Source organism: Aeromicrobium duanguangcaii (assembly GCF_024508295.1).
GTDB lineage: Bacteria > Actinomycetota > Actinomycetes > Propionibacteriales > Nocardioidaceae > Aeromicrobium > Aeromicrobium duanguangcaii.
Genome location: NZ_CP101990.1, coordinates 285,690 through 307,998 on the forward strand (window position 1 = coordinate 285,690; position 22,309 = coordinate 307,998).

24 protein-coding genes are annotated in these 22,309 nt (G+C 69.6%); 13 read left to right on the plus strand and 11 right to left on the minus strand.

Annotated features, from left to right (window positions below; genetic code table 11):
* Nucleotides 1–46: 46 nt before the first annotated feature.
* The 3 genes from NP095_RS01415 (at nucleotide 47) to NP095_RS01425 (ending at nucleotide 2,720) form a co-directional block, all read left to right on the plus strand.
* Nucleotides 47–895, plus strand: a complete 849-nt coding sequence (locus NP095_RS01415; protein WP_232417884.1) for a sulfurtransferase — start codon at nucleotides 47–49, stop codon at nucleotides 893–895.
* A 1-nt stretch (nucleotide 896) separates the two neighbouring features.
* Nucleotides 897–1,193, plus strand: a complete 297-nt coding sequence (locus NP095_RS01420) for a DUF1416 domain-containing protein (RefSeq protein WP_154595992.1) — start codon at nucleotides 897–899, stop codon at nucleotides 1,191–1,193.
* 201 nt (nucleotides 1,194–1,394) lie between these two features.
* Nucleotides 1,395–2,720 (plus strand): hypothetical protein, encoded by a 1,326-nt coding sequence (locus tag NP095_RS01425; protein WP_232417882.1) that lies wholly within the window; start codon nucleotides 1,395–1,397, stop codon nucleotides 2,718–2,720.
* Nucleotides 2,721–2,857: 137 nt separating this feature from the next.
* Here NP095_RS01425 and NP095_RS01430 read toward each other — a convergent pair whose 3' ends face one another.
* Nucleotides 2,858–3,325, minus strand: a complete 468-nt coding sequence (locus NP095_RS01430; RefSeq protein WP_318532785.1) for an adenylyltransferase/cytidyltransferase family protein — start codon at nucleotides 3,323–3,325, stop codon at nucleotides 2,858–2,860.
* A gap of 73 nt (nucleotides 3,326–3,398) precedes the next feature.
* Here NP095_RS01430 and NP095_RS01435 point away from each other — a divergent pair, with 73 nt between their 5' ends.
* The gene (locus NP095_RS01435; protein WP_232417879.1) at nucleotides 3,399–3,812 is read left to right on the plus strand and encodes a CoA-binding protein; all 414 of its coding nucleotides are present in this window, start codon (nucleotides 3,399–3,401) and stop codon (nucleotides 3,810–3,812) included.
* Between the two features lie 3 nt (nucleotides 3,813–3,815).
* On the opposite strand, the gene NP095_RS01440 is transcribed toward NP095_RS01435, so the two are convergent.
* Together NP095_RS01440 and dtd are read right to left on the minus strand one after the other, a co-directional pair.
* Nucleotides 3,816–4,922, minus strand: a complete 1,107-nt coding sequence (locus NP095_RS01440; protein WP_232417876.1) for an LCP family protein — start codon at nucleotides 4,920–4,922, stop codon at nucleotides 3,816–3,818.
* A 70-nt stretch (nucleotides 4,923–4,992) separates the two neighbouring features.
* On the minus strand, nucleotides 4,993–5,418 hold the full coding sequence (gene dtd, locus NP095_RS01445) for a D-aminoacyl-tRNA deacylase (RefSeq protein ID WP_232417874.1): 426 nt from the start codon (nucleotides 5,416–5,418) through the stop codon (nucleotides 4,993–4,995).
* A 48-nt stretch (nucleotides 5,419–5,466) separates the two neighbouring features.
* Here dtd and NP095_RS01450 point away from each other — a divergent pair, with 48 nt between their 5' ends.
* The 3 genes from NP095_RS01450 to NP095_RS01460 are packed head-to-tail and all read left to right on the plus strand — an operon-like array spanning nucleotide 5,467 to nucleotide 8,649.
* Nucleotides 5,467–5,961, plus strand: coding sequence for an FABP family protein (locus NP095_RS01450; protein WP_232417873.1), 495 nt, complete (start codon nucleotides 5,467–5,469; stop codon nucleotides 5,959–5,961).
* Nucleotides 5,954–6,880: a CAF17-like 4Fe-4S cluster assembly/insertion protein YgfZ gene (ygfZ, locus tag NP095_RS01455; RefSeq protein WP_232417871.1), complete on the plus strand. Its 927-nt coding sequence runs from the start codon at nucleotides 5,954–5,956 to the stop codon at nucleotides 6,878–6,880. The genes NP095_RS01450 and ygfZ overlap by 8 nt, the downstream gene beginning before the upstream one ends.
* Entirely contained in the window at nucleotides 6,880–8,649 is a 1,770-nt protein-coding gene (locus NP095_RS01460; RefSeq protein ID WP_232417869.1) for a DEAD/DEAH box helicase, read from the plus strand. The genes ygfZ and NP095_RS01460 overlap by 1 nt, the downstream gene beginning before the upstream one ends.
* 97 nt (nucleotides 8,650–8,746) lie before the next feature.
* On the opposite strand, the gene NP095_RS01465 is transcribed toward NP095_RS01460, so the two are convergent.
* From NP095_RS01465 to NP095_RS01475, 3 genes are all read right to left on the minus strand, one after another.
* Nucleotides 8,747–10,045, minus strand: coding sequence for an endonuclease/exonuclease/phosphatase family protein (locus NP095_RS01465; RefSeq protein ID WP_232417867.1), 1,299 nt, complete (start codon nucleotides 10,043–10,045; stop codon nucleotides 8,747–8,749).
* Nucleotides 10,046–10,113: 68 nt separating this feature from the next.
* Nucleotides 10,114–11,622 carry an endonuclease/exonuclease/phosphatase family protein gene (locus NP095_RS01470; protein ID WP_232417865.1) on the minus strand — a complete coding sequence of 503 codons (1,509 nt, stop codon included), beginning with the start codon at nucleotides 11,620–11,622 and terminating at the stop codon, nucleotides 10,114–10,116.
* A 9-nt stretch (nucleotides 11,623–11,631) separates the two neighbouring features.
* Nucleotides 11,632–13,104, minus strand: a complete 1,473-nt coding sequence (locus NP095_RS01475; RefSeq protein WP_232417863.1) for an exonuclease/endonuclease/phosphatase family protein — start codon at nucleotides 13,102–13,104, stop codon at nucleotides 11,632–11,634.
* A gap of 186 nt (nucleotides 13,105–13,290) precedes the next feature.
* Between NP095_RS01475 and NP095_RS01480 the strand changes: the two genes are divergently transcribed.
* The gene (locus tag NP095_RS01480) at nucleotides 13,291–13,635 is read left to right on the plus strand and encodes a helix-turn-helix domain-containing protein (protein ID WP_283251743.1); all 345 of its coding nucleotides are present in this window, start codon (nucleotides 13,291–13,293) and stop codon (nucleotides 13,633–13,635) included.
* Here NP095_RS01480 and NP095_RS15280 read toward each other — a convergent pair.
* The gene (locus NP095_RS15280) at nucleotides 13,590–14,417 is read right to left on the minus strand and encodes a pentapeptide repeat-containing protein (protein ID WP_369413446.1); all 828 of its coding nucleotides are present in this window, start codon (nucleotides 14,415–14,417) and stop codon (nucleotides 13,590–13,592) included. The genes NP095_RS01480 and NP095_RS15280 overlap by 46 nt on opposite strands.
* Before the next feature lie 145 nt (nucleotides 14,418–14,562).
* On the opposite strand from NP095_RS15280, the gene NP095_RS01490 reads away from it, so the two are divergent.
* The gene (locus tag NP095_RS01490; RefSeq protein WP_232417858.1) at nucleotides 14,563–14,814 is read left to right on the plus strand and encodes a DUF2516 family protein; all 252 of its coding nucleotides are present in this window, start codon (nucleotides 14,563–14,565) and stop codon (nucleotides 14,812–14,814) included.
* On the opposite strand, the gene NP095_RS01495 is transcribed toward NP095_RS01490, so the two are convergent.
* The 3 genes from NP095_RS01495 to typA form a co-directional block, all read right to left on the minus strand.
* Nucleotides 14,808–15,749, minus strand: a complete 942-nt coding sequence (locus NP095_RS01495) for an HAAS signaling domain-containing protein (RefSeq protein ID WP_232417855.1) — start codon at nucleotides 15,747–15,749, stop codon at nucleotides 14,808–14,810. The two genes, NP095_RS01490 and NP095_RS01495, sit on opposite strands and share 7 nt — an antisense overlap.
* The gene (locus tag NP095_RS01500) at nucleotides 15,746–16,081 is read right to left on the minus strand and encodes a PadR family transcriptional regulator (protein WP_232417853.1); all 336 of its coding nucleotides are present in this window, start codon (nucleotides 16,079–16,081) and stop codon (nucleotides 15,746–15,748) included. Before NP095_RS01500 ends, NP095_RS01495 begins: the two co-directional genes overlap by 4 nt.
* A 120-nt stretch (nucleotides 16,082–16,201) precedes the next feature.
* Nucleotides 16,202–18,079: a translational GTPase TypA gene (gene typA / locus NP095_RS01505; RefSeq protein ID WP_232417851.1), complete on the minus strand. Its 1,878-nt coding sequence runs from the start codon at nucleotides 18,077–18,079 to the stop codon at nucleotides 16,202–16,204.
* A 111-nt stretch (nucleotides 18,080–18,190) separates the two neighbouring features.
* Here typA and NP095_RS01510 point away from each other — a divergent pair, with 111 nt between their 5' ends.
* From NP095_RS01510 to NP095_RS01525, 4 genes are all read left to right on the plus strand, one after another.
* Nucleotides 18,191–18,640 (plus strand): MarR family winged helix-turn-helix transcriptional regulator, encoded by a 450-nt coding sequence (locus tag NP095_RS01510; protein ID WP_232417849.1) that lies wholly within the window; start codon nucleotides 18,191–18,193, stop codon nucleotides 18,638–18,640.
* On the plus strand, nucleotides 18,630–20,243 hold the full coding sequence (locus NP095_RS01515) for a DHA2 family efflux MFS transporter permease subunit (RefSeq protein WP_232417840.1): 1,614 nt from the start codon (nucleotides 18,630–18,632) through the stop codon (nucleotides 20,241–20,243). The genes NP095_RS01510 and NP095_RS01515 overlap by 11 nt, the downstream gene beginning before the upstream one ends.
* A gap of 81 nt (nucleotides 20,244–20,324) precedes the next feature.
* Nucleotides 20,325–20,552: a LysE family translocator gene (locus NP095_RS01520; protein ID WP_232417837.1), complete on the plus strand. Its 228-nt coding sequence runs from the start codon at nucleotides 20,325–20,327 to the stop codon at nucleotides 20,550–20,552.
* Entirely contained in the window at nucleotides 20,519–20,965 is a 447-nt protein-coding gene (locus tag NP095_RS01525) for a LysE family translocator (RefSeq protein ID WP_232417836.1), read from the plus strand. Before NP095_RS01520 ends, NP095_RS01525 begins: the two co-directional genes overlap by 34 nt.
* A gap of 3 nt (nucleotides 20,966–20,968) precedes the next feature.
* Here NP095_RS01525 and NP095_RS01530 read toward each other — a convergent pair whose 3' ends face one another.
* Complete coding sequence (locus NP095_RS01530) at nucleotides 20,969–22,270, minus strand: glycoside hydrolase domain-containing protein (protein WP_232417834.1); 1,302 nt, start codon at nucleotides 22,268–22,270, stop codon at nucleotides 20,969–20,971.
* Between the last annotated feature and the right edge of the window lie 39 nt (nucleotides 22,271–22,309).

Genomic DNA, 22,309 nt, shown 5'->3' on the forward strand with positions numbered 1-22,309 from the left:
CGAGCCAACCGTCACCACCATCACTTCGCAGAGGAAAAGGAACACCATGAGCCGCGAGACCGCACTCGTCACCGCTGACTGGGTCGAGGACCACCTGAACGATCCGAGCGTCGTCCTCATCGAGGTCGACGAGGACGCCGAGGCCTACGACAAGGGCCACATCCCCGGCGCGATCAAGCTGGACTGGAAGAAGGACCTGCAGGACGGCGTCCGGCACGACTTCATCAGCAAGGACCGCCTCGAGAAGCTGCTGAGCGAGAAGGGCGTGTCCACCGACGACACGGTCGTCTTCTACGGCGGCAACAACAACTGGTTCGCCGCCTACGCGTACTGGTACCTGAAGTACTACGGCCACCAGAACCTGCGCCTGCTCGACGGCGGCCGCAAGAAGTGGGAGCTCGACAGCCGCGAGCTCACCGCGGACCCGGTCACCCGCGAGGCCACCACCTACACGGCGCAGGAGCCCGACGAGGACATCCGCGCCTACCGCGACGAGGTCGTGGCGGCCATCGGCACCCAGAACCTCATCGACGTCCGCAGCCCCGACGAGTTCGCCGGTCGCCTGCTCGCCCCGGCGCACCTGCCGCAGGAGGCCGCGCAGATCGGTGGCCACATCCCCACCGCCGGCAACGTGCCGTGGAGCAAGGCCGCGAACGACGACGGCACCTTCAAGAAGGACGAGGACCTCAAGGCCCTCTACGCCGACGCCGGCCTCGACGAGGGCAAGGACACGATCGCGTACTGCCGCATCGGCGAGCGCAGCTCGCACACGTGGTTCGTCCTGAGCGAGATCCTGGGCTACCCGAACGTCAAGAACTACGACGGCTCGTGGAGCGAGTACGGCTCGCTGCGCGGCGTGCCGGTCGCGGTCGGCGATGAGCCGGGGGAGGCCTGACATGTGCGGAGCGATCAAGGGAGGACCGAGCCTGGAGGGCGTCGACGTGACGAACCAGGCCGTCATCCAGGGCGTCGTCCTGCGTGACGAGCAGCCGGTCGGCAACGCCTACGTGCGCCTGCTCGATCGCAACGGCGAGTTCACCGCCGAGGTCCCGACGTCGGCCACCGGTCAGTTCCGGTTCTTCGCCGCCCCGGGCACCTGGACGCTGCGCACGCTCGCGCCGCGCGCCGAGGTCGTCGACTCGCAGGTCGTGGCCGCCAAGGGCTCGGTCGCGGACGTCGCGGTCGCGATCTGACCTGAGACGAGACCAGAGGCCGGGACCCACTGGGGTCCCGGCCTCTTCTCGTCCCCGCGGCGCGCGGTGATCGCGCCTCGCAACCCACGGTGACGATCCCCTTCCCGCCGCTGCAGGTTCGGTCGTATCGTCATCGGACGTGCCGCTCGGGCGCCGAGGACGCGTGCCGCGTAGCGCTCCGGAACGAGCAGGGGGACGACCATGGCGCTGGCGCTCGCTGACGGCACGCACGAGTCCCCACCCCCGCCGGACCCGCCGCGAGCCCGCGGGTCGTCACTCGCCGCCGTCCCGCTCGCGGCGGTCGTCACGGCCGCGACCCTGGGCCTGATCCAGGTCGTGGCGCTCGACGCCTGGGCCGGGTTCCGCGACAAGACCCTCCACGAGGTCATGATCCGGTGGGACGCGGGGTGGATGACCAAGATCGCCGAGCTCGGCTACTTCGGGTTCTCGGTGTCGCCGGACCCCGAGGAGTTGGAGTGGCAGTCCGTGGCGTTCTTCCCCGGCTACCCGGTCCTGGTCAGGATCGTCTCGGCGCCGTGGGCCGTCCTCGGCGGCGAGCACGCGACCTTCGCCGGGGCGCTCGTGGTGTCCGCGGTGGCCTCGCTGGTGTTCGCCTGGGGCATCGCCCAGCTGGCCGTCGACATCTGGCAGCGCCGGCGCACGGCGCCGGGTCGGCCGACGCAGCAGGACCTGTCTGTCCGGGCCCGGGTGGCGCTGGCGGTCGCGGTCTGCGTCCTGGCCTTCGGCGCGCCGATGGCCTTCATCTACTGGATGCCCTATTCCGAGGCGTTGTTCAGCGCGCTCGTGGTGTGGGCGCTGGTGATGGTGCTGCGGCGGCGCTTCCTCGCTGCCGGCGTGCTGACGCTGTTCGCCGGGCTGACCCGGCTCACCGTCATCGCCCTGCTGCTGACGCTGTGCGCCGTGGCCGTCGTCGAGCTGTGGAAGTGGTCCCGGCGGCGGATCGACTTCCCCTTCGCGGCCGTGGCCGCCCCGGCTGTCGGGAGCCTCGGCATCGGCGCCTACCTGGCCTGGGCGAACCGCCAGGTCGCCGACATCGGCGGGTACTTCGCCGCGCAGAAGCGCGGATGGAACTCCGAGTTCGACTTCGGCGCGGGGACGCTGGCCTGGGTCCGTGAGCACCCGGTCCTCCGCGAGACGGGCGACCACGACGCCGTCGCCTACGTCCTGTCCACCTGGGTGATCGTCTTCGCGGTCGTCCTGTGCGTGGCGTCGTTGTGGCCGCTCCTGCGGGGATGGCTGCCGTGGCCGGTCTGGCTGACGGCCGTGCTGGTCGCCGGGAGCGTCCTGGGCTCGAACGGGATCATGCACGCCCGCCCGCGACTGCTGCTGATGCCCGTCCTGTTCCTGCTGCTGCCGTTCGTCGTGCGCGGCGTGCAGTGGGCAGCGTCCGACCGTCCGGGCCGCGTGCGTCGGGGCGCCCTGCTGGCCGGGGCGGGGGTCCTGTGGTGCGCGCTGGGCTTCGGGATCTTCGGCTGGATGGCCGTCGAGTTCCGCTACGGCATCTGACCCGCCCCCCATCCCGAGATTTGCTCCTAGTCCTACCTTTCAACCCGCTTGAAAGGTAGGAAGCGGAGCAAATCACCACGATGGGCGGCTACGTCCTGTCGACGACGAACCCGGCCGTCCCTCGGGAGGGCGCGGCGTCAGCTGAGATCGCGGTAGTGGTCGAGCAGCCGCGAGAGGACGCCGAGTGCCTCCTGCATCTCCTCGATGTGGCCCGGGTCCAGGACCCGCAGCATCTCCTTGAGGCCCGTGGTCGAGATGCCCTTGGTGCGCGGCAGGTACTCGACCCGGCACAGGTCGGACAGGTCGTCGAACTTGCCCGCCCAGTCGTCGCCCATCACGAACAGGTCGACCTGGTGCTCGACGATGTCACGACGCTTCTGCTCCCACGACTCCTCCGGCAGGACGAGGTCGACGCCCTTGATCGCGCCGACGATCTCGGCGCGATCGGCGTAGGGCACCACGGTGCTCTTGCCCTTGCCAGAGTTGAACTCGTCGGTGGAGACGCCGACGATCAGCCGGTCCCCCATGGAGGACAGACGCTCCAGCAGGCGCAGATGGCCGATGTGGAACAGGTCGAAGGTTCCGTAGGTCAGGACGGTCGTCACGGACTCAGGATACGGACGCCCGGAGCCACGGCGTCCGGCGGCGAATCCGGGCGCGTCGGGATACGTTCGGGCCATGACCGACTGGCAGGATCCCGAAGCCGTGTCCCTGATGCTGGACGACCTCGAGACGTGGGCCATCGTGGGGTTGTCGACCAACACCTCGCGCACCGCGTACTCGATCGCCGAGCTGCTGCAGCGCCGCGGCAAGCGCATCGTCCCCATCCATCCCGACGCTCCCGTCGTGCTGGGGGAGCAGGGCTACGCGAGTCTCGCCGACGTGCCGTTCCCGATCGACGTCGTCGACGTGTTCCGCCGCCCGGACCAGGCCGGCCCGTTCGCCGACCAGGCGGTCGAGATCGGCGCGAAGGCCGTGTGGTTCCAGCTCGGGGTCATCGACGAGGCCGCGTTCGAGCGGACGATCGCCGCCGGCGTGCCGATGGTGATGGACACGTGCCCGGCGATCGAGTGGAACCGCCGCGCCCGCTGAGGCTCAGGAGACGTCTTCGGCGTCTGGCAGGACGTCGTCGGGGTACTTCTTGAGGTAGCGGCCCATGCGGTCGTCGCCCAGCGCCGTGAACAGCTCGGCCAGCTTGTCCGGCTGCAGGATCACGACGCTGCCGTAGGTGGGATCGGTCTGGGTGCCCTGGACCGGCGCGGTCATGAAGGTGACGTCGTCGGTGGTGATGCCGCGCAGCGACAGGGCCAGCTTGGCCATCGCCGTGCCGGACCAGCCCTCGTCGACCGTGAGGTTGTCGGTCAGCGCCGACACCGTCTTGGTCAGCTTGTTCGGGTTGGTCGTCACGCCCGAGCTGAGCATCTTGCCCATCAGCGCGCGCATGAAGTTCTGCTGGCGCTTGATGCGGTCGAAGTCACCGCCGGCCAGTCCGTAGCGCGTGCGCACGTAGTCGAGCGCCTTCTTGCCCTCGAGCGTCTGCTTGCCCGCGTTCCACTGGATCTTCTGCTGCGGGTCGTAGAACGAGCGAGGGATCGTGACCTCGACACCGCCGACGGCGGACGAGAGATCCTTGAAGCCCGCCCAGTCGATGATCGCGAGGTGGTCCATCTTCAGGCCCGTGAGCTTCTCGACCGTGTTGATCGTGGCGACCGGGCCGCCCATGGAGAAAGCGGCGTTCAGCTTCTCGGAGTGGGTCGTCTTGCCCTCGGTGTCGTAGATCGGGACGAACGAGTCGCGCGGCAGCGAGACCAGGTAGACCTTCTTCCGGTCAGCCGGGATGTGGACGATCATCAGGGTGTCGCTGCGGTACTTGCCGACGGGCCAGTCGCCGGAGGCGGCGTCCTCGGCGATCGTCGTGTTCTTGGGCTGGCCCTTCTTGGGCTCGCCCTTGTCCGAGCCGAGCAGCAGGACGTTGAGGGCCCGGCCCTCGTCGGGGTCCGGGGCGCTCTTCGGGTTGAGCTTGACGGTCTCGACGTCGTCCAGCTTGCGCTTGAGGTTCCAGGCATAGGCGGCGCCGCCGACCAGCGGCAGCAGCACGATCAGCACGACGGACCAGACGATGGCAGGGTGGCGCTGGCGGAACGAGCGACGGTTCGACGCACGCGATCCGGGTTTCCGGACCGCCTCGGGTGCGTCACTCACCACTGTTCTCCTCGTCTCTCCTCGTCGTCGACAACCTCCCCAGTATGACGGGCCATGCTGAGAGATCCCTTCAGGAATCCAGCACGATCGTCACGGGGCCGTCGTTGACCAGCTCGACGGCCATGTCGGCCCCGAACACGCCACGCTCCACCGGAACCCCGCCGGCCTCGACGGCGGCGCAGAACCGCTCGTAGAGCGGCTCGGCGACGGGCCCGGGGGCGGCTGCTCCCCAGGAGGGTCGTCGGCCCTTGCGGGTGTCGGCGTACAGCGTGAACTGGCTGATCGCCAGGACGCCGCCGCCGATCTCGTCGACCGACTGCTCGCCGGCCATGATCCGCAGCCGCACGATCTTGGCCGCGAGACGGTCGGCGTCGTCGGGGGAGTCCTCATGCGTCACACCCAGCAGGACGACCAGTCCGGGGCCGTCCAACCGGCCCACGACCTCGTCCTCGACCCGGACCTCGGCCCGGCTGACCCGTTGCACCACCGCACGCATGGCAGGAGCGTATCGGCGACTTCGTGACCGGCCGATAGCATGGAACCCATGGCCTTCCAGATCCCCAGTGACCTCCACCCTGATCTGATGCCGGTGGCGTGGCTCCTCGGGACGTGGCACGGCAACGGCCGCGGCGACTACCCGACGATCGACGCCTTCAGCTACGAGCAGGACGTGGTCTTCGCGCACGACGGACGGCCGTTCCTGCACTACTTCAGCCGCGCCTGGATCACCGACGACGAGGGCGAGCGGGTGCGCCCCGGCGCGCTCGAGACCGGTTTCCTGCGTCCGTCCGGCGAGGGCAAGGTCGAGCTCGTGCTCGCGCACCCCACCGGCTACGCCGAGATCTGGTACGGCGAGACCGATGGGGCCCGCATCACGCTGGCGACCGACGTCGTCGCCCGCACGGTGAGCGCGAAGGAGTACACCGCAGGTCAGCGCATGTACGGGCTGGTCGAGGGCGCGCTGATGTACGCCTACGACATGGCCGCCGAGGGCCAGCCCATGCAGTCGCACCTGTGGGGGAAGCTCGAGCGTGTCTAGCCCGCTGCTGAGCCGACCGGGCGCCGTCGAGGCCGAAGGGCACGACGCCGGCGTCGCGGCGCACTACGGGTCGTCCTTCGCCGCCGAGCAGCGCACCCTGCTGTCCGGCGACGGCTTCGTCGACCTCTCGCACCGTGACGTCCTGCGCATCACCGGCCCGGACCGCCTCACCTGGCTGCACTCGCTGACGACGCAGTACCTCGAGGGCCTGGCCGTCGGCCGCTGGACCGACGTCCTGCTGCTCTCGCCGCAGGGCCGTATCGAGCACGACTTCAGCGGCCTCGACGACGGCGAGACGTTCTGGGCCCACACCGAGCCCGGCGCCGGCGCCGCACTCATCGACTTCCTCGACCGGATGCGCTTCATGTCCCGCGTCGAGGTCGCCGCCGTCGACGGCCGGTTCGTCGTCGGCCGCTACGCCGGTGGCCTCGCCACCGAGTTCGTCGAGGACCTCGACGCCGTCGCGGGCACCCCCGTCGGCGTCTACGCCTGGGAGGCGCTGCGCATCGCCGCGGGCCGCCCCCGGTTCGGACTGGACACCGACGAGCGCACGATTCCCAACGAGGTGGGCCTGCTCGGGTCCGCCGTACACCTCGACAAGGGCTGCTACCGCGGACAGGAGACGGTCGCCCGGGTGCACAACCTCGGCCGTCCCCCGCGCCGGCTGACCCTGCTGCACCTCGACGGCTCCGTCGACCACCTGCCCCCGCACGGCGCGGACGTCCTGCTCGGCGACAAGGTCGTCGGACAGGTCGGCAGCGCCGCCCGGCACCACGAGCTCGGGCCGATCGGCCTGGCTCTTCTCAAGCGCAACACCCCGGTCGATGCGACGCTCCTGGCCGACGGCGTAGCCGCCGCGCAGGAGCCGATCGTCGACCCCGACGCAGGCCTGCACGTGCGGGCCGGATTGAACATGTGATGACCGAAGCCCCCTCCGAAATCCCCTCGTTCGACGACCTCGGCCTGGACGAATCCCTCGTCCAGGTCGTGCGCGCCCTCGGCTACGAGACGCCCAGCCCCATCCAGGCCCAGGCGATCCCCGCCCTGCTCCAGGGCGGTGACGTGGTCGGGCTGGCCCAGACCGGCACCGGCAAGACCGCCGCGTTCGCGCTGCCCATGGTCCAGCGCCTGGACCCGCGCTCCTCGCACACCCAGGCCCTCGTGCTGGCGCCCACCCGCGAGCTGGCCCTGCAGGTCAGCGAGGCCATCCAGAGCTACTCCTCCGGCACCGGACTGAAGGTCCTGCCGGTCTACGGCGGCCAGAGCTACGGCGCCCAGCTGTCCGGGCTCAAGCGCGGCGCCCAGGTCGTCGTCGGCACCCCCGGTCGCGTGATCGACCACCTCGAGCGCGGCTCGCTCGACCTCTCGGCCCTCGAGATGCTCGTCCTGGACGAGGCCGACGAGATGCTCAACATGGGCTTCGCCGAGGACGTCGAGCGGATCTTGGCCGACACCCCGGAGTACAAGCAGGTCGCGCTGTTCTCGGCCACGATGCCCCCGGGCATCCGCCGACTCGCGAAGAAGTACTTGCACGACCCGCAGGACATCTCGACCCCGCAGGCCACGCGCAGCACGACGAACGTGCGCCAGCGCTGGATGCCGGTCTCGCACCACAACAAGCTCGACGCCCTGACGCGCGTGCTCGAGGTCGAGCAGGGCGACGCCATGCTGATCTTCGTCCGCACGAAGTCGGCCACCGAGGAGCTCGCCGAGAAGCTGCGCAGCCGCGGCTACACCGTGGCGGCACTCAACGGCGACCTCGCCCAGGCCCAGCGTGAGCGCACCGTCGGCCAGCTCAAGAGCGGTGTCGTCGACATCGTCGTCGCCACCGACGTGGCAGCCCGCGGACTCGACGTCGACCGGATCACCCACGTGGTCAACTACGACATCCCGCACGACCCCGAGGCGTACGTGCACCGCATCGGCCGGACCGGCCGCGCCGGTCGTTCGGGCGATGCGATCGTGTTCGTCACCCCGCGCGAGCGCGGCATGCTCAAGTCCCTCGAGCGAGTCTCGGGTCGGCCGGTCGAGCAGATGGCCGTGCCGACCCCCGACGAGGTCAACGCCAAGCGCGCCGACCGGTTCGCCGCCTCGATCACCACGGCGATGGGCGACCCGGAGTTCGAGGTCTACAAGGGCCTCGTCGAGCAGTACGCGCAGCAGCATGACGTCGACATGACCGACATCGCCGCCGCGCTGGCCGTCATGAGCCAGGACGACAAGGCGTTCTTCCTGCGCCCCGACCCGCCGCAGGAGAAGCGCGAGCCGCGGGAGCCGCGCGAGAAGCGTGAGCGCACCGAGCGCCCGTCTTCCGACGGCATGGCGACCTACCGGCTCGCCGTGGGCAAGCGCCACAAGATCCGGCCGTCGATGGTCGTCGGCGCGCTCGCGAACGAGGGCGGACTGAAGCGCTCGGACTTCGGCAAGATCACCATCGGTGTCGAACACACGCTCGTCGAGCTCCCGGCCGACCTGCCGGATGAGGTGTTCGACCTGCTGGCCAACACGCGGATCTCGGGCAAGAAGATCGACATCGCGCCCGACTCGGGTCGTCCCGGCGGCGAGCGCAAGAAGAGCTACTCCAAGCCGGCCGGCAAGACCTACTCGAAGGGCTCGGGGTCGTACTCCAAGGGCAAGCCCGAGCACGACTCGGCCGGCGCGAAGAAGCCCCGGCACAAGAAGGACTGACGGTTTACCACGGTCCCATGGGACTTTGTCGCCTCCCCAGGGAAACTTCCCTGGGGAGGCGCTGGTTTACCACGGGACCGTGGTAAACCGCGCGGCCTCAGGACACCTGCGCGCGCACCAGCAGCGGATGGTGGTCTGACGGCAGTGGGGCGACGAAGCGGCCGCCGGACATCCGTCCGGCGTTCGCCCAGGAGACGACGCGGCTGCGGCCGGGGCGGACCCAGACCTTGTCGACGTGGTCGCCCCACGTCACGCCCACGACGGGCTTGGTCAGCCACCGCGGGTTCGCCGTGTTGAAGTGCTGGCGGCTCAGGGAGCGGGCCTGCTCGTACGCGTCGTAGAAGCCGTTGGCGTGCATGACGCTCTCGAGCCGGTTGTTTCCGGCCCGGCTGCGGTTCGTGTTGAAGTCGCCGAGCACGACGACCGGCATGCTGCGAACGTTCCGGCCCCACCACGCGAGCTGCGCTCCCAGCGCGGAGAAGATGTCGGTGGCCTGGGTGGCGCGGTAGCCGGCCATCGACCGCTTGTCGTCGACCTGGAGGTGGACGGCCACGAACACGACCGTCTGGCCGCTGGCCCGGTGTCGCAGCGCGGCCCACGGGGCCTGCTTGCCCGGCGGGTCGGCGATGCCGTCCACCGGCAGGACGCACGGGTCGGCGCGCACGGGCTTGCCGTCGTCGCCGAGGACGAGCTTGTTGTCCTCGTCGAGCGCCAGGGGGCACTCGGTGGACTGCTGCTCGGGGCCCAGCGTCTGCTCGACCTGGTCGAAGGCCGCGGTGCGGTAGAAGATCCGGTTGTCCTTGCCGCCGAGCGTCTCGGTGTACCCGGGGATCACGGCCCCGCGCCATCGGCTGGCCTCCTGGAGCGCCAGCACGTCGGGCTTGAGGCGCTGCACCTCGCGGACGACCAGCGGCATCCGGGTGCTCCAGCGGCTGCAGGCGTTCGAGCAGACGTTGTAGCTCATCAGGCGGTAGGCGGGGTGTCGCGATGTGTTGAGGCTGGCCGAGGCGGCTGGCGTCATGCGGGCGATCCGCGCCGAGCGGCTGCCGGCGCGCTTGCCGTTGAGCGCCCGGACCTGGACCCAGTAGACCTTGTTGCGCTTGAGCTTCTTGATCGTCGCCTTCGGCGAGCGGACCGTCGTGCGGGGCTTCTTCTGCTTCGCGACGTGGGCCTTGGAGTTGCCGACGAACACCTGGTAGCGGGTGGCCCGCGAGGCGCGGGGCCACGACACGGAGATCCGGGCGTACTTCTTGCCGGCGGACGTGTAGGTCGCGGTGGCGGTGACCGACACCAGACCGACCTTGCCGGGCTTCTTGGGCGCCGCGACCGCAGGGGTGCCCAGGGTGGCCGCGGTGAGCACGGCGATCAGGGCACAGGCCAGCAGGCGAAGACGCATGGTCTCGACCCTAATGCGTGTTTGTCACGTGCGTCACATCCTTCCCGCAGGAGGGAGGCGACGACGAGTCAGGAGACGGTGCCGGGCGCGACGTCCTTGCGGGCCTTCGCCGGCACCTTGACGACCTCGCTGGGGGCCGTGACGGCGTCCTTCTCGTCGCGCTCGAGGACGACCGTGGCCGCGATCATGTTGTGGTCCGAGAGCCACGTGCCGACGTAGGTGGTGCCTGAGAGATTGGCCCACTGGCGCCAGGCGGGGACCTTCCAGTCGCTCGACGCGTAGATGTGGTCGACGTGGTCGTGGGACATGATCGCCTGGTCGCCGCGGCGGCTGCCGGTGTTGACCTGGGCGTTCTGCGTCTCGTCGGCGACCTCGACGGTGTCGCTGTACCCCGACGACCGCACGATCGGCCCGACGGTGTCGCCGCTGCGATGCGTGCCGGAGTTGAAGTCGCCGGCCAGCACCACCGGATCGTCCTGCGTGTTGATGCCGGCGAGGGCACCCATCAGGCTGCGCATCTCGGACGCCCGCTCGCCGTTCTTCTTGTGGCCGCTCAGCAGGTGCACGCTCACGACGATGAACGGCCGCTCGGTCAGCTTGTCCTCGAGCCGGGCCCACGTCGCCCACCGGCCGTGCCCCAGCGACCAGCGTCCGCCGTCGAGCTGGGTGAACTTCTCCGGCGAGTAGAACAGGTAGCGCGAGTTGCCGCCGCCCTGCGCCGGGACCAGGTTCTTCGGACCGCCGCTGAACGCCGCACGCGTGGTGGGGCCGACGCGCTCGCCCCCGGCCTCCTGCAGGGCCAGGATGTCGACGCCGGACGCGTGCACCTGGGCGGCCTGGCCGCCGACGCGGCCGCCGAAGCCCGAGCAGGCCTCGGAGCAGATGTTCCACGACCCGATCGAGAACTCGGAGCCGGCCGGGGGAGTGGTGACCTTGATCGGAGGGCTGAACCGGCTGACTCCGGCGTCGCCCACCGCGCGGACGCGGACCCAGTACGTGCGCTCGGGCTTCAGCGAGTCCGTGGCGAACGCCGTGCCGCCCTGGGTCAGTCGCTTGACCTTCTTCGGCAGTTCTTTCTTCGACGTCGAGACCGCCACGTCGTAGGTCGTGGCGTAGTCGGCCGGCTTCCACTTCACGACGGCGCCCTCGGGGGCGGTCCGCTTGACCTTGGGCCGGGGCGGCACCTCGGGCAGCAGGGTCACGGTGCCCTCGACCGCGAGCTCGGTGGCGCCGTCCTGGACCGACTCGACGCGGTAGTTGACGCGACCCCTGGGGTCGGCCGCCTGCGGGACGCGCAGCCTGGCCATCGGCTCGGTCGTGACGATCGTGCGCGCGGGCTTGGCGAGGTCGTCGCCCAGCAGGACGCGGTACTGGCTCGCGTTGCCCGACCAGGCCAGGGAGACCTCGCTCGGGGCGACATCGACGGACAGCACCTTGAGGTAGGGGCGCTCGATCCCGACCATCCGGGCCACCGGGCCGTGCCCCTGGGAGTCCGTGGTGCTGGCCATCAGGGCGGCCCCGCCGATCAGTGCGATCCCCACGCCGACCAGGCACGAGGAGCGCAAAAGACCGGGCATGCCCGCATCCTACGGGGTCGCGAGCACCAGTTTCGTCACGACGGGATTGTGGTCCGACGGGAACGGAGTGGCGTACTGGCGGCCCTCGGGCGTCTCGACGAAGTTCGCCGGCATGAGCCACGACTCCACCTGGACTCCCTTGAGCGGGACGTAGATCCCGTCGACGTGGTGACCGTTCGCCTTGGGCGTCGGGACGCCCGCGTTGGCGCTGTTGAGCTCGGCGTTGATCGTGTTGGTCGTGAGGGTCAGCGCGTCGACCACGCCGTGGCGCTCGAACTCGCGGCGGGGGGCGTCGTACCCGCCCGGGTAGTTGGACTGGTTGGCGTTCGACGCGTTGGAGTTCCAGTCGCCGCCCCAGACCACGGGCAGGCCGTGGGGGTTCAGCGCCGAGATCCTCGAGATGAGGCGGGCGGTCTGCTTCCGGCGACGATCGTCACGGGCCTTACCCTTCTGCGGCTCGAGGTGGGCGTCGACGACGATGAACGCGGTGCCGGCCTGGCGGTCGCGCAGCAGGTTCCACGTCGCGTATCGCTTGGTCTCGGAGTCCAGGGTCATCCAGCCGCCGTCGAGCGCGGAGAAGCGCGAGGACCGGAAGTAGATCGTCTTGGCGCTCTTGTACGCGCCGCGGGTGAATCCGGGCAGTGCGGTGTGGAACGCCGTCTTCGTCGCCGACTCCTGGGTCACGATGATGTCGGGGTCGGCCGACCGCACGACGGCGGCGGCGAGCGGCTTGCGCACGGACCACTTCGGGACGTACCGCAGGAACCACGCGGGGCTGTCGGCGGAGCGGCACTTGTCCTCACCGCACAGGTTGTAGGTGGCTACCGTGGCGCGCACGGGCTTCGGCGCGAGCCGGGTCTTCGAGACCGGACCCCAGGCTCCCTTCACGGTGCCGTTCACGCCGCGGGCCCGGGCGTAGTAGGTCATGCCGCCGTTGAGTCCGGTGACGGTGGCGGCCGGGTTCTTGCGGCCCACCGTGTGGACGCCGGTGGTGAAGCGCCGGTCGGTCGCCAGCTGCAGCTGGTAGGTCGTCGCGCTGGTGCTGCGCGACCAGCGGTAGGCCAGCCGATCGCCGCTGCCGCCGACGACGCTGTTCGCCGTTCCCTTGCCGACGCGCAGGTTCGCGCGCTTCCAGTTGGTCGCGGCGGAGTACTTCTTGCCGCGGTACGAGCGCACCCGGTAGTAGAAATCGTGCCCGGAGTTGGGCTTCAGCTTGCGGAAGGTCACGGAGGTCTTGCGGGTGCGGACGTTGCGCACGCACCGCTTCGACTTCGGCGCGGTCTTGACGCACACCGAGAACGACTTCGCGCGCTTCGGCCGCTTCCAGCGGATCGTCAGGGTCGTCGTCGTGGTCTTCGCGGAGACCTTGGTGACCTTCGCGGGCTTCGCGGGGGCGGCCTCGGCGGCGGTGGCGGGGGCGACCAGGACGGTGCTGGTCAGGGCGAGCGTCACGAGGGCGCGGCGGAGCAGGGAGGAAGGCATGGAGTCGGGCTGGGGGAAGGGGAGGGGGCCGCCCGAGGGCACCTACGGCGCCCACAGGTTAACCCGGTTCGGCGCTGTTGAGGGCCGACATGTCCGATGCATCACAGTTGCTTGCGTTTGCTAACTATTGCAAGCACGCTGAAGGGCATGGGGAAGTTGAACATGCCAGATGCTGTCGGGTCGGCCATGGGGTCGCTCGGGGAGTACCTGCGTGACCAGCGAACCCAGGCGCAGATGTCATTGCGACAGCTGGCCGAGCTCGCGGACGTCTCGAATCCGTACCTCAGCCAGATCGAGCGTGGCCTGCGCAAACCGTCCGCCGAGGTGCTGCAGCAGATCGCGAAGGCACTGAGGATCTCGGCCGAGTCGCTCTACGTCCGCGCCGGCATCCTCGATGCCGAGCAGTCGGGGGCGTACTTGGTGGAGGACGCCATCGACCGCGATCCGCGGTTGACCACGCGCCAGAAGACGGCTTTGCGGGACATCTACCGCTCATTCGTCGGAACCGCAGACCTCGAGGAGAAACCATGAGCATCACCGACACCATCAACGCCCAGATCAAGTCCGTACTCGACGACATCCGCGCCCTGCCGAACACCGTCAAGGGGTTCGACGTCAGTGGCCTGCAGAAGAAGGCCGAGACCCTGGCGCAGACCGCGCTCGGATCGGTCACCGCCACCTACTCCGACCTGGCGAAGAAGGCCGACGACCTGGTCGACCTCGCCAAGGGCCTGCGCGTCGACGACGTCCGGAAGGCCGCCGAGGACTTCGCCACGCGGGCGGAGGCCGTCGTCACCGAGCTGCGCGGCAGGGTCGACGACGTCACCGTCGACGACCTCAAGGCCACGGTCGACGACTTCCGCGAGAAGGCCGACGACCTGGTCGGCGACCTCAAGGACAAGGCCGAGGAGATCATCGACGAGCTGACCGCCAAGGCCGAGGAGCTCACCGGCAAGGCCGCCGAGGCCGTCGAGGACGCCACCGGCACCGCCGGAGCGGCCGCGGCGTCGTTCGCCAACTCGGCCCGGACCCGCGCGGCCACCGCGCCGTCGACGAACAAGTCCAGCACCGCGAAGTCGAGCACCGCGAAGTCGAGCACGCCGAAGTCGAGCACCGCGAAGTCGAGCACGCCGAAGTCCGGCACCGCCAAGACGAGCACGGCCAAGAGCACCACGACGGCGAAGAAGACCGCGGCGAAGTCGACGAACGGCGCGAAGGCCCCGGCCAAGAAGGCCTCCGCCGCGAAGAAGGCCACGGCCAAGAAGGCGCCCGCGAAGAAGGCCTCCACGACGGCCAAGAAGGCCCCGGCCCAGGCCGGCGGCACGGCGAAGTCGACCGCCTCGAAGACGACGACCGCCAAGAAGTCGCCGGCGAAGAAGGCCTCGTCCTGACGCTCGTTTCGCACGGAATCAGCGGTGGGCACCACTCTCGGGCGGTGCCCACCGTATTCTTCCCCCCATGGCTCTCGTGACCCCGGTGATCTGGTGGCTGCTGCTGGCGACCAAGGTCTTCGCCCTGGTCGACTGCGTGCGGCGCAAGCCCTATGACTTCGAGATGGCCGGGACCCTGCCCAAGAACATCTGGCTGGTGATCCTGCCGGTCTCGATCCTGGTCGACGTCGTCTTCCAGAACCCGCTGGGCATCCTGCCCCTGCTGGGCACCGTGGCGGCGCTCGTCTACCTCGCGCAGACCCGCGGCTCGGGTTACTGAGCCGCCACCGGCACCCGCGTCGCCGTGTACGCCTTCCGGTAGCCGTCCAGGATCTCCCACAGGCTCACCAGGGCGATCACGAAGGCGCTGCCCTTCGAGACCTGGCGGACGATCTCGCTGTCCCAGTCGAGGTGGGCGACCAGCTCGGGGTTGACCAGCGAGCCGTCCAGCAGCAGCACGATGGTGGGGATCGCGAAGAGCAGGGACAGGGCGAGGTTCGCCGTCGCGGTCACGCCGGTCCAGCCCGCGCGGTGGATCCAGAGGGCGTGGCCGACCTCGAGCGCCAGCACCGCCAGGAGCAACGGCAGGTACCAGGACCACAGATCCGGATCGGCCAGCGGCAGGCGCTCCCCGTCGATCGACGGCGGCCGGACGTGCTGCCAGACGATGAGGACGGCGGACAGCGGCAGGAAGACCAGGGTCGCGATCAGCTCGCCGAGGCTCCCGGTGTTCTGCTGAGGCTCCGGCAGGCGGTCGACCGACCACTGCGTGTCGGGAACGCGTGAGCCGCTCCAGTCCAGGACGGCGAACACCACGGTGGTCCAGAAGGCGATCTGCATGCTCGTCTGCACCAACGCCCCGAGCCCGCCGGTGATGATCGAGCCGATGTCCTCACCCTCGAACGCCGCCACGGTCGCCACGATCGCCCCCACGACAGGGCCCACGACGCACAGCAGGACGACGGTCAGGCGCAGCCACGGGAAGAAGAACCGCGGACCGATGAGCGCCGGCTCGCGCCCGGTGTAGTCGGCCGCGACGCGCAGGGGGTCGCCGAGCGCCTCGAGCACCTCACGCTCGGCCTCGGGGGTCTCGCCCCGGGCGGCGACGGTGTCGGCGATCCGCTCGCGCAGCTCGGCCTCCACCTCGGTGCGGGTGCGGCCGGGCAGCCAGCGGGTCGCCGCGTGGACGTAGCGGTCAGTCAAGGTGGTGGTCATCGGTCTCCTCCGTCGGTCAGTCGCCCCAGGGCGGTGTCGAGCTCGTGCCAGTCGGCCAGGAGTGCCTCGATGAGGCGCTCGCCCTCGGCGCTGGTGCGGTAGAACTTGCGAGGCCTGGCCTCGTCGGTGTTCCACTCGCTGGTGAGCAGGCCCTGCTTCTCGAGTCGACGGAGCAGGGGATAGAGCGTGTTGCCGTCGACGGTGATGCCCGCCTCGGCCAACGACTCGAGCAGGCCGTAGCCGTAGCCGGGCTCGCGCAGGCTCAGCAGCGACGCGAGCACCACCGTGCCGCGGCGCAGCTCCTGAGTGTGCTGCTGGGTCAAGTCGTCCATGTGTCACACCATAGTGTGTGTCACACACTATGGGCAAGACGCACAGGTCGACGACCTCCGACAACGACGAACCCCTCCCCGGCCGGAGCCGGAGAGGGGTTCGGGTGGAGCCGGGTCAGCTCACTTGCGCTTGCGGGCGGTGCGGTTGCGCTCGCCGGCGTCGAGGATGACCTTGCGGATGCGCGCGTGGTTCGGGGTGACCTCGACGCACTCGTCCTCGCGGCAGAACTCCAGGCACTGCTCGAGCGACAGCTTCTTCGGCGGGATGACCTTCTCGAAGTTGTCGGCGGTCGAGGAGCGCACGTTCGACTGCTTCTTCTCCTTGGTGATGTTGACGTCCATGTCGTCATCACGGGAGTTCTCGCCGACGATCATGCCCTCGTAGACCTCGGTACCGGGCTCGACGAACAGCGTGCCGCGCTCCTGCAGGTTGGTCATGGCGAACGACGTCACGGCGCCGGCGCGGTCGGCCACGAGCGAGCCCGAGGGACGCGTCGAGATCTCGCCGAACCAGGGCTCGTAGCCCTCGGAGATGTGGTGGGCGATGCCCGTGCCGCGGGTGTCGGTGAGGAACTCGGTCCGGAAGCCGATCAGGCCGCGGGCCGGGACCAGGAACTCCATGCGGACCCAGCCGGTGCCGTGGTTGACCATCTGCTCCATGCGGCCCTTGCGGACGGCCAGCAGCTGGGTGATGCCGCCGAGGTACTCCTCGGGGGCGTCGATCGTCAGGCGCTCGACCGGCTCGTGGACCTTGCCGTTGATCTCTCGCGTGACGACCTGCGGCTTGCCGACGGTCAGCTCGTAGCCCTCGCGACGCATCTGCTCGACGAGGATCGCCAGCGCGAGCTCACCGCGGCCCTGGACCTCCCACGCGTCGGGACGCTCGGTCGGGAGCACCTTGATCGAGACGTTGCCGATCAGCTCGGACTCGAGGCGGTCCTTGACCAGGCGGGCGGTGACCTTCGTGCCCTTCTCGCGGCCGGCCAGCGGCGACGTGTTGGTGCCGATGGTCATCGAGATCGCGGGCTCGTCGACGTGGATGAGCGGCAGCGCGACCGGGTTCTCGGGGTCGGCCAGCGTCTCGCCGATGTTGATGTCGCTGATGCCGGCGATGGCGACGATGTCACCGGGGCCCGCGGACTCGCCGGGCTTGCGATCGAGGGCCTCGGTGATCAGCAGCTCGGTGATCTTGACGCGCTCGACCGAGCCGTCGCGCTTCATCCACGCGACCTGCTGGCCCTTCTTGAGCTCGCCCTCCTCGACGCGGACGAGGGCCAGACGGCCCAGGAAGGGGGAGGAGTCGAGGTTGGTGACGTGCGCCTGCAGCGGCGCGCCCTCGGTGTACTCGGGGGCGGGGACGTGCTCCATGATCGTCTGGAACAGCGGGATCAGGTTGTCGCCCTGGGGCAGGGTGCCGTCCTCGGGACGCTCCAGCGAGGCGACGCCGGCCTTGCCGGAGGCGTAGACGACGGGGAAGTCCAGCGCGTCGTCGGCGGCGTCCTCGGGCAGCAGGTCCATGAACAGGTCGTACGTCTCGTCGACGACCTCGGCGATGCGGGCGTCGGGGCGGTCGACCTTGTTGACCACGAGGATGACGGGCATCTTGGCGGCCAGGGCCTTGCGCAGCACGAAGCGCGTCTGGGGCAGCGGGCCCTCGGAGGCGTCGACCAGCAGCACGACGGCGTCGACCATCGACAGGCCGCGCTCGACCTCGCCACCGAAGTCGGCGTGGCCGGGGGTGTCGATGATGTTGATCGTCACGACCTTGCCGGGGACGTCCTCAGAACCCGGTCCGGAGTACTTGACCGCCGTGTTCTTCGCGAGAATGGTGATGCCCTTCTCGCGTTCCAGGTCACCGGAGTCCATGACCCGGTCGGTCACTTCCTGGTGGTCGGAGTAGGCGCCCTGCTGTTGAAGCATCGCGTCGACGAGAGTGGTCTTGCCGTGGTCGACGTGGGCGACGATGGCTACATTGCGCAGATCAGAGCGTGTGGGCACTCCATCGATTCTACTGCAGGGCCATGAGGTCCTTTCCCCTCCGGGGCGTAATGAACGTCACGAAGGTCACACCCTCGCAATAGTTGCATTCGCGTTAGTGTTTTGCGCGTCATGACCACCTCCCCCCACGCCTGCGCCTTCGATGCCGTCCGAGAGTTCCTCGGCCGGGTCTTCACCACGGCCGAGGGCGAGTCCCTCGAGGCCGTCGCGAAGCTGAAACTGTCGTTCACGCAGGCCAGAGTGGTCTTCACGCTCGCTCACCACGACGGTCCCGCCGCCATCGGCGACCTGGCCGGCGCGGTGGGTCTGTCCGCCGCCGCTGTCGGACGCAACATCGAGCAGCTGGTGCGCAAGAAGCTCGTCGTGCGCACCGAGAACCCCGAGGACCGACGGGTCAAGCTCGTCGCCGTCTCCGCACTCGGACGGAGTCTGGCCCAGAGCCACCTCAAGTCCAAGGAGGACGCCGTGCGCACGCTGCTCGACGCCCTCGAGCCCGAACAATGCCTCGCGCTCGTCGAGGCCCTCAAGCCACTGAAGGAAGAAGTCTCCGATGTCAACTAGCCCGCCCGAAGGAGCCGCGGTCGACGACGACCGGATCACCGCGGACATCCTGAAGATCGCCGGCGTGGTCGTGCTCGGCGCGATCATGTCCATCCTGGACGTCACGGTCGTCAACGTCGCCCTGCCGACGTTCCAGACCGAGCTGTCCTCCACCGACGAGCCGCTGAAGTACGCCACCGTGGCGTGGACGGCGACCGCCTACATGCTCGCGCTGGCGGCGGTCATCCCGCTCACCGGCTGGGCCGCCGACCGGTTCGGCACCAAGCGCCTCTACATGGCGGCCATCGGCCTGTTCACGCTCGGCTCGGTGCTGTGCGCGACCGCGTGGAACATCGAGGCCCTCATCGGCTTCCGCGTCCTGCAGGGGCTCGGCGGCGGCATGCTGATGCCGCTCGGCATGACGATCCTGACCCGCGCCGCCGGCCCGCACCGGATGGGCCGCCTCATGGCCATCCTGGGCATCCCGATGCTGCTCGGCCCGATCATGGGGCCGATCCTCGGTGGCGTCCTGATCGACTCCGCGTCGTGGCACTGGGTGTTCCTCATCAACGTGCCGATCGGCATCGTCGGCCTGGTCTACGCGTCCCGCGTGCTGCCCAAGGACGCACCCGAGCCGAGCGAGTCGCTCGACCGGGTCGGCCTGCTGCTGATGTCGCCAGGTCTGGCACTGCTGCTCTACGGCATCTCGTCGATCCCCGGCGAGGGCACGGCCCTGGCCGCCAAGGTGATCGTCCCGGCCGTCATCGGCCTGGCGCTGATCGCCGCGTTCGTCGTGTGGTCGTTCAAGCCGAAGCACCCGCTGCTCGACCTGCGCCTGCTGGGCAACCGCAATCTGCGCGTTTCGCTGATCGTGATGTTCCTGTTCGCCAGCGCGTTCTTCGGTGCGCTGCTGTTGGTGCCCACGTACTTCCAGCAGGTCCGCGGCGAGTCGGTCCTCATGGCCGGCCTGCTGGTGGCCCCGCAGGGCATCGGCGCGATGCTGACCATGCCGATCGCCGGCGCGCTCGTCGACCGCATCCCGGTCGGCCGCATCGTCCCGTTCGGCTTCCTGGGCATCCTGGTCGGCATGCTCGGGCTCGCCCAGAGCACCGATCCGGGCACGCCGTACTGGCACATCATCGGGTGGCTGTTCGTCATGGGGCTGGGCATGGGCGGCACGATGATGCCGATCTTCACGTCCGCGCTCAAGACGCTGACGTCGCACGAGGTGGCTCGCGGCTCGACGTTGCTCAACGTCGTCCAGCAGGTCGCCAGCGCCTCGGGCATCGCCGTGATCTCGGTCGTGCTGACCAACGGCATGCAGCGTGGCTCCGTCATCCCCGGCTCGGACAAGATCCCGAACGTCGACGGCGGCCTCACCCCGGCGCAGCTGGCCTCGCAGTCGCACACCGACCAGGGCGGCCAGCTGGTCCAGATGCTCGGTGTCACGCCGGCCCAGCTGCAGGACGGGTTCAGCGACCTGGCCCACGCGTTCGCGCAGTCGTACTGGGTCGCCTTCGCGGTGCTCGTCGTGACGCTCATCCCCGTCGCGTTCCTGCCCCGCAAGAAGGAGCCGGCGCGCCTGCTCGATGACAAGGATCAGCCCCCGGCGATGATGCACTGATCGTCACCTGACGACGAACGGCCCACCCGCACGGCGGGTGGGCCGTTCGTCGTTCCCGGCATGACGTTCTACTGTTCCTCCGTGCCGACGCTCGAGACCCTGTTCGCCTTCGCGCTGACCTCGTTGGTCCTCATCGTCGTCCCGGGTCCCAGCGTGCTGTTCGTCGTCGGGCGGTCGCTGGCGCACGGGCGACGCGCGGGGATCCTCAGCGTGCTGGGCAACGGCTTGGGCGGGCTGCCGATCGTCGGCGCGGTCGCGCTGGGCTCGGCGCGCTCGTGGCCGACTCGGCCGCCGCGTTCACCGCCCTGAAGATCGCCGGTGCGGGGTACCTCATGTGGCTCGGGATCAAGGGGTTGCGTAGTGGGCGTGACGAGGGCGCGCTGGCCGACGGCGCCGCGGCCCCGGGGGTATCGCCGTGGCGCGCCCTCGCGGAGGGCTTCGGAGTCGGTGTCACCAATCCCAAGACGATGGTCTTCTTCGTCGCGGTGCTGCCGCAGTTCGTCGATCTTGAGGCAGGCGCGGTGGCGGTCCAGATGCTCGTCCTCGGGGTCGTCTTCCTGGCGATCGCCGTGGTGTCCGACTCGGGGTGGGCGCTCGCGGCCGGCTCGGCGCGGGAGTGGTTCGTCAGCTCACCGGCCCGGCTCGTCGCGGTGCGACGCACCGGCGGTGCGATGCTGATCGGCTTGGGCGGAGCCCTGCTGCTGACCCGTCAGCGCAGCTGAGACTCAGCGACGGCCCGCCTGCAGCGCGGCCCACACGCGGGCATCGGCGGTCTGGTAGCCGGGCAGGCGCATCTTCTTGCGGTAGGCGCGGACGGCCGTGGACGTGCGCGCGTCGTAGATCCCCGTGACGTTCACCTTCTGGCCCGAGGCGCGCAGCGACCGCTGCAGCCGGTGGACGGGCTCACCGACCTTGCCGCGCTTGAGGGCGATGGGGGTCTTGCCGCGAGACAGCAGGGCAGTCCAGAGGGGTCGCGTCGCGGCGCCATTGCGCGGCCACCCCAGGCTCGTGCGGTACGAGTTGACGGCCTTGGTCGTGCGGGCGTTCCAGCGGCCGGTGATGGTCGCCTTGTGGCCGGCGCGCCGCAGGAGGCACTGCAGGAGCTTGACGTCCTTGCCGCGCGAGCCCGCCTTGAGCGAGCGGTAGCGCTTCAGGGTCGGCGACATCTTGCAGACCTTCTGCTCCTTCTTGGCGCGCGATCCGCCGCCCAGCGCCAGGACGTTCTTGTCGATCGTGACGCGATGTCCGCCGTAGGAGACCGCCACGTTGTTGTGGTACTGGTGCACGCGGTCGCGCTTCCAGAACGAGTTCGACAGGTACGGGCCGCCGTTGGTGTTCGCCCGCTTGTTGGTCCAGGCGAACCACATCTGGTCGGGGAAGTCGAAGCCCTTGCGCTTCGCATGGCGTGCCTCGTCGACCGCCGCGATCGCGGCCGAGCCGCTGGAGTAGAGGCCGACCTTGTAGCCGCGCTTGTGGGACCGCGCGACGAACGCGTCGATGAACGTCAGGACGGCCGCGTCGCACCGACGGTTGGCGCGGTCGTACCACTCGATGTCGAGGTAGACCGCGTTCCCCTTGGCGAAACCGAACTGCGAAGCGCGGCGCGTGGCCTCGTCTGCGTCGGCGCGGGCCTGCTTGCGGGCCGTGGCGACGTCGTACGACATGTGCCGCTTCGTCGACTTCGAGTCGAAGCACGGGGCCTGGTAGCCGACGTGGATCGGCAGGAACAGCCAGCCGCGGTTCGCCTGGCGCTTGACCCAGGCGGGGCTGAGGTGCGGCTGCTTCGAGTCGTCGCAGTAGCGCGAGTTGCCCGAGGTGTAGATGCCGACGACCGCGTAGGGCGACGTGAGGTTCCAGGCGTCCATGACCTGGTCGGACGGCGAGACGCACGTGTCGAAGGCGTACCCGGTGAACCGCTGGGGCGACCGCGGGTCCGCCGCGTGAGCCGGCGACGCCATCAGCGAGGCGACGAGCAGGAGGCCGAGCACCAGGGCCAGACGGCGGGCGATCGGAGCGACGGCGGACATCGCTCCAGCGTAGGTGTGGGTTGCCGGGGTGCCAACCAC

Excerpts from the sequence above, each read along its gene's own strand:
- NP095_RS01415 (WP_232417884.1), top strand. The coding sequence starts at position 47 with ATGAGCCGCGAGACCGCACTCGTCACCGCTGACTGGGTCGAGGACCAC.
- NP095_RS01420 (WP_154595992.1), top strand. The coding sequence starts at position 897 with ATGTGCGGAGCGATCAAGGGAGGACCGAGCCTGGAGGGCGTCGACGTG.
- NP095_RS01425 (WP_232417882.1), top strand. The coding sequence starts at position 1,395 with ATGGCGCTGGCGCTCGCTGACGGCACGCACGAGTCCCCACCCCCGCCG.
- NP095_RS01435 (WP_232417879.1), top strand. The coding sequence starts at position 3,399 with ATGACCGACTGGCAGGATCCCGAAGCCGTGTCCCTGATGCTGGACGAC.
- dtd (WP_232417874.1), bottom strand. The coding sequence starts at position 5,418 with ATGCGTGCGGTGGTGCAACGGGTCAGCCGGGCCGAGGTCCGGGTCGAG.
- NP095_RS01450 (WP_232417873.1), top strand. The coding sequence starts at position 5,467 with ATGGCCTTCCAGATCCCCAGTGACCTCCACCCTGATCTGATGCCGGTG.
- NP095_RS01460 (WP_232417869.1), top strand. The coding sequence starts at position 6,880 with ATGACCGAAGCCCCCTCCGAAATCCCCTCGTTCGACGACCTCGGCCTG.
- NP095_RS01465 (WP_232417867.1), bottom strand. The coding sequence starts at position 10,045 with ATGCGTCTTCGCCTGCTGGCCTGTGCCCTGATCGCCGTGCTCACCGCG.
- NP095_RS01470 (WP_232417865.1), bottom strand. The coding sequence starts at position 11,622 with ATGCCCGGTCTTTTGCGCTCCTCGTGCCTGGTCGGCGTGGGGATCGCA.
- NP095_RS01475 (WP_232417863.1), bottom strand. The coding sequence starts at position 13,104 with ATGCCTTCCTCCCTGCTCCGCCGCGCCCTCGTGACGCTCGCCCTGACC.
- NP095_RS01480 (WP_283251743.1), top strand. The coding sequence starts at position 13,291 with ATGGGGTCGCTCGGGGAGTACCTGCGTGACCAGCGAACCCAGGCGCAG.
- NP095_RS01490 (WP_232417858.1), top strand. The coding sequence starts at position 14,563 with ATGGCTCTCGTGACCCCGGTGATCTGGTGGCTGCTGCTGGCGACCAAG.
- NP095_RS01495 (WP_232417855.1), bottom strand. The coding sequence starts at position 15,749 with ATGACCACCACCTTGACTGACCGCTACGTCCACGCGGCGACCCGCTGG.
- NP095_RS01500 (WP_232417853.1), bottom strand. The coding sequence starts at position 16,081 with ATGGACGACTTGACCCAGCAGCACACTCAGGAGCTGCGCCGCGGCACG.
- NP095_RS01510 (WP_232417849.1), top strand. The coding sequence starts at position 18,191 with ATGACCACCTCCCCCCACGCCTGCGCCTTCGATGCCGTCCGAGAGTTC.
- NP095_RS01515 (WP_232417840.1), top strand. The coding sequence starts at position 18,630 with ATGTCAACTAGCCCGCCCGAAGGAGCCGCGGTCGACGACGACCGGATC.
- NP095_RS01530 (WP_232417834.1), bottom strand. The coding sequence starts at position 22,270 with ATGTCCGCCGTCGCTCCGATCGCCCGCCGTCTGGCCCTGGTGCTCGGC.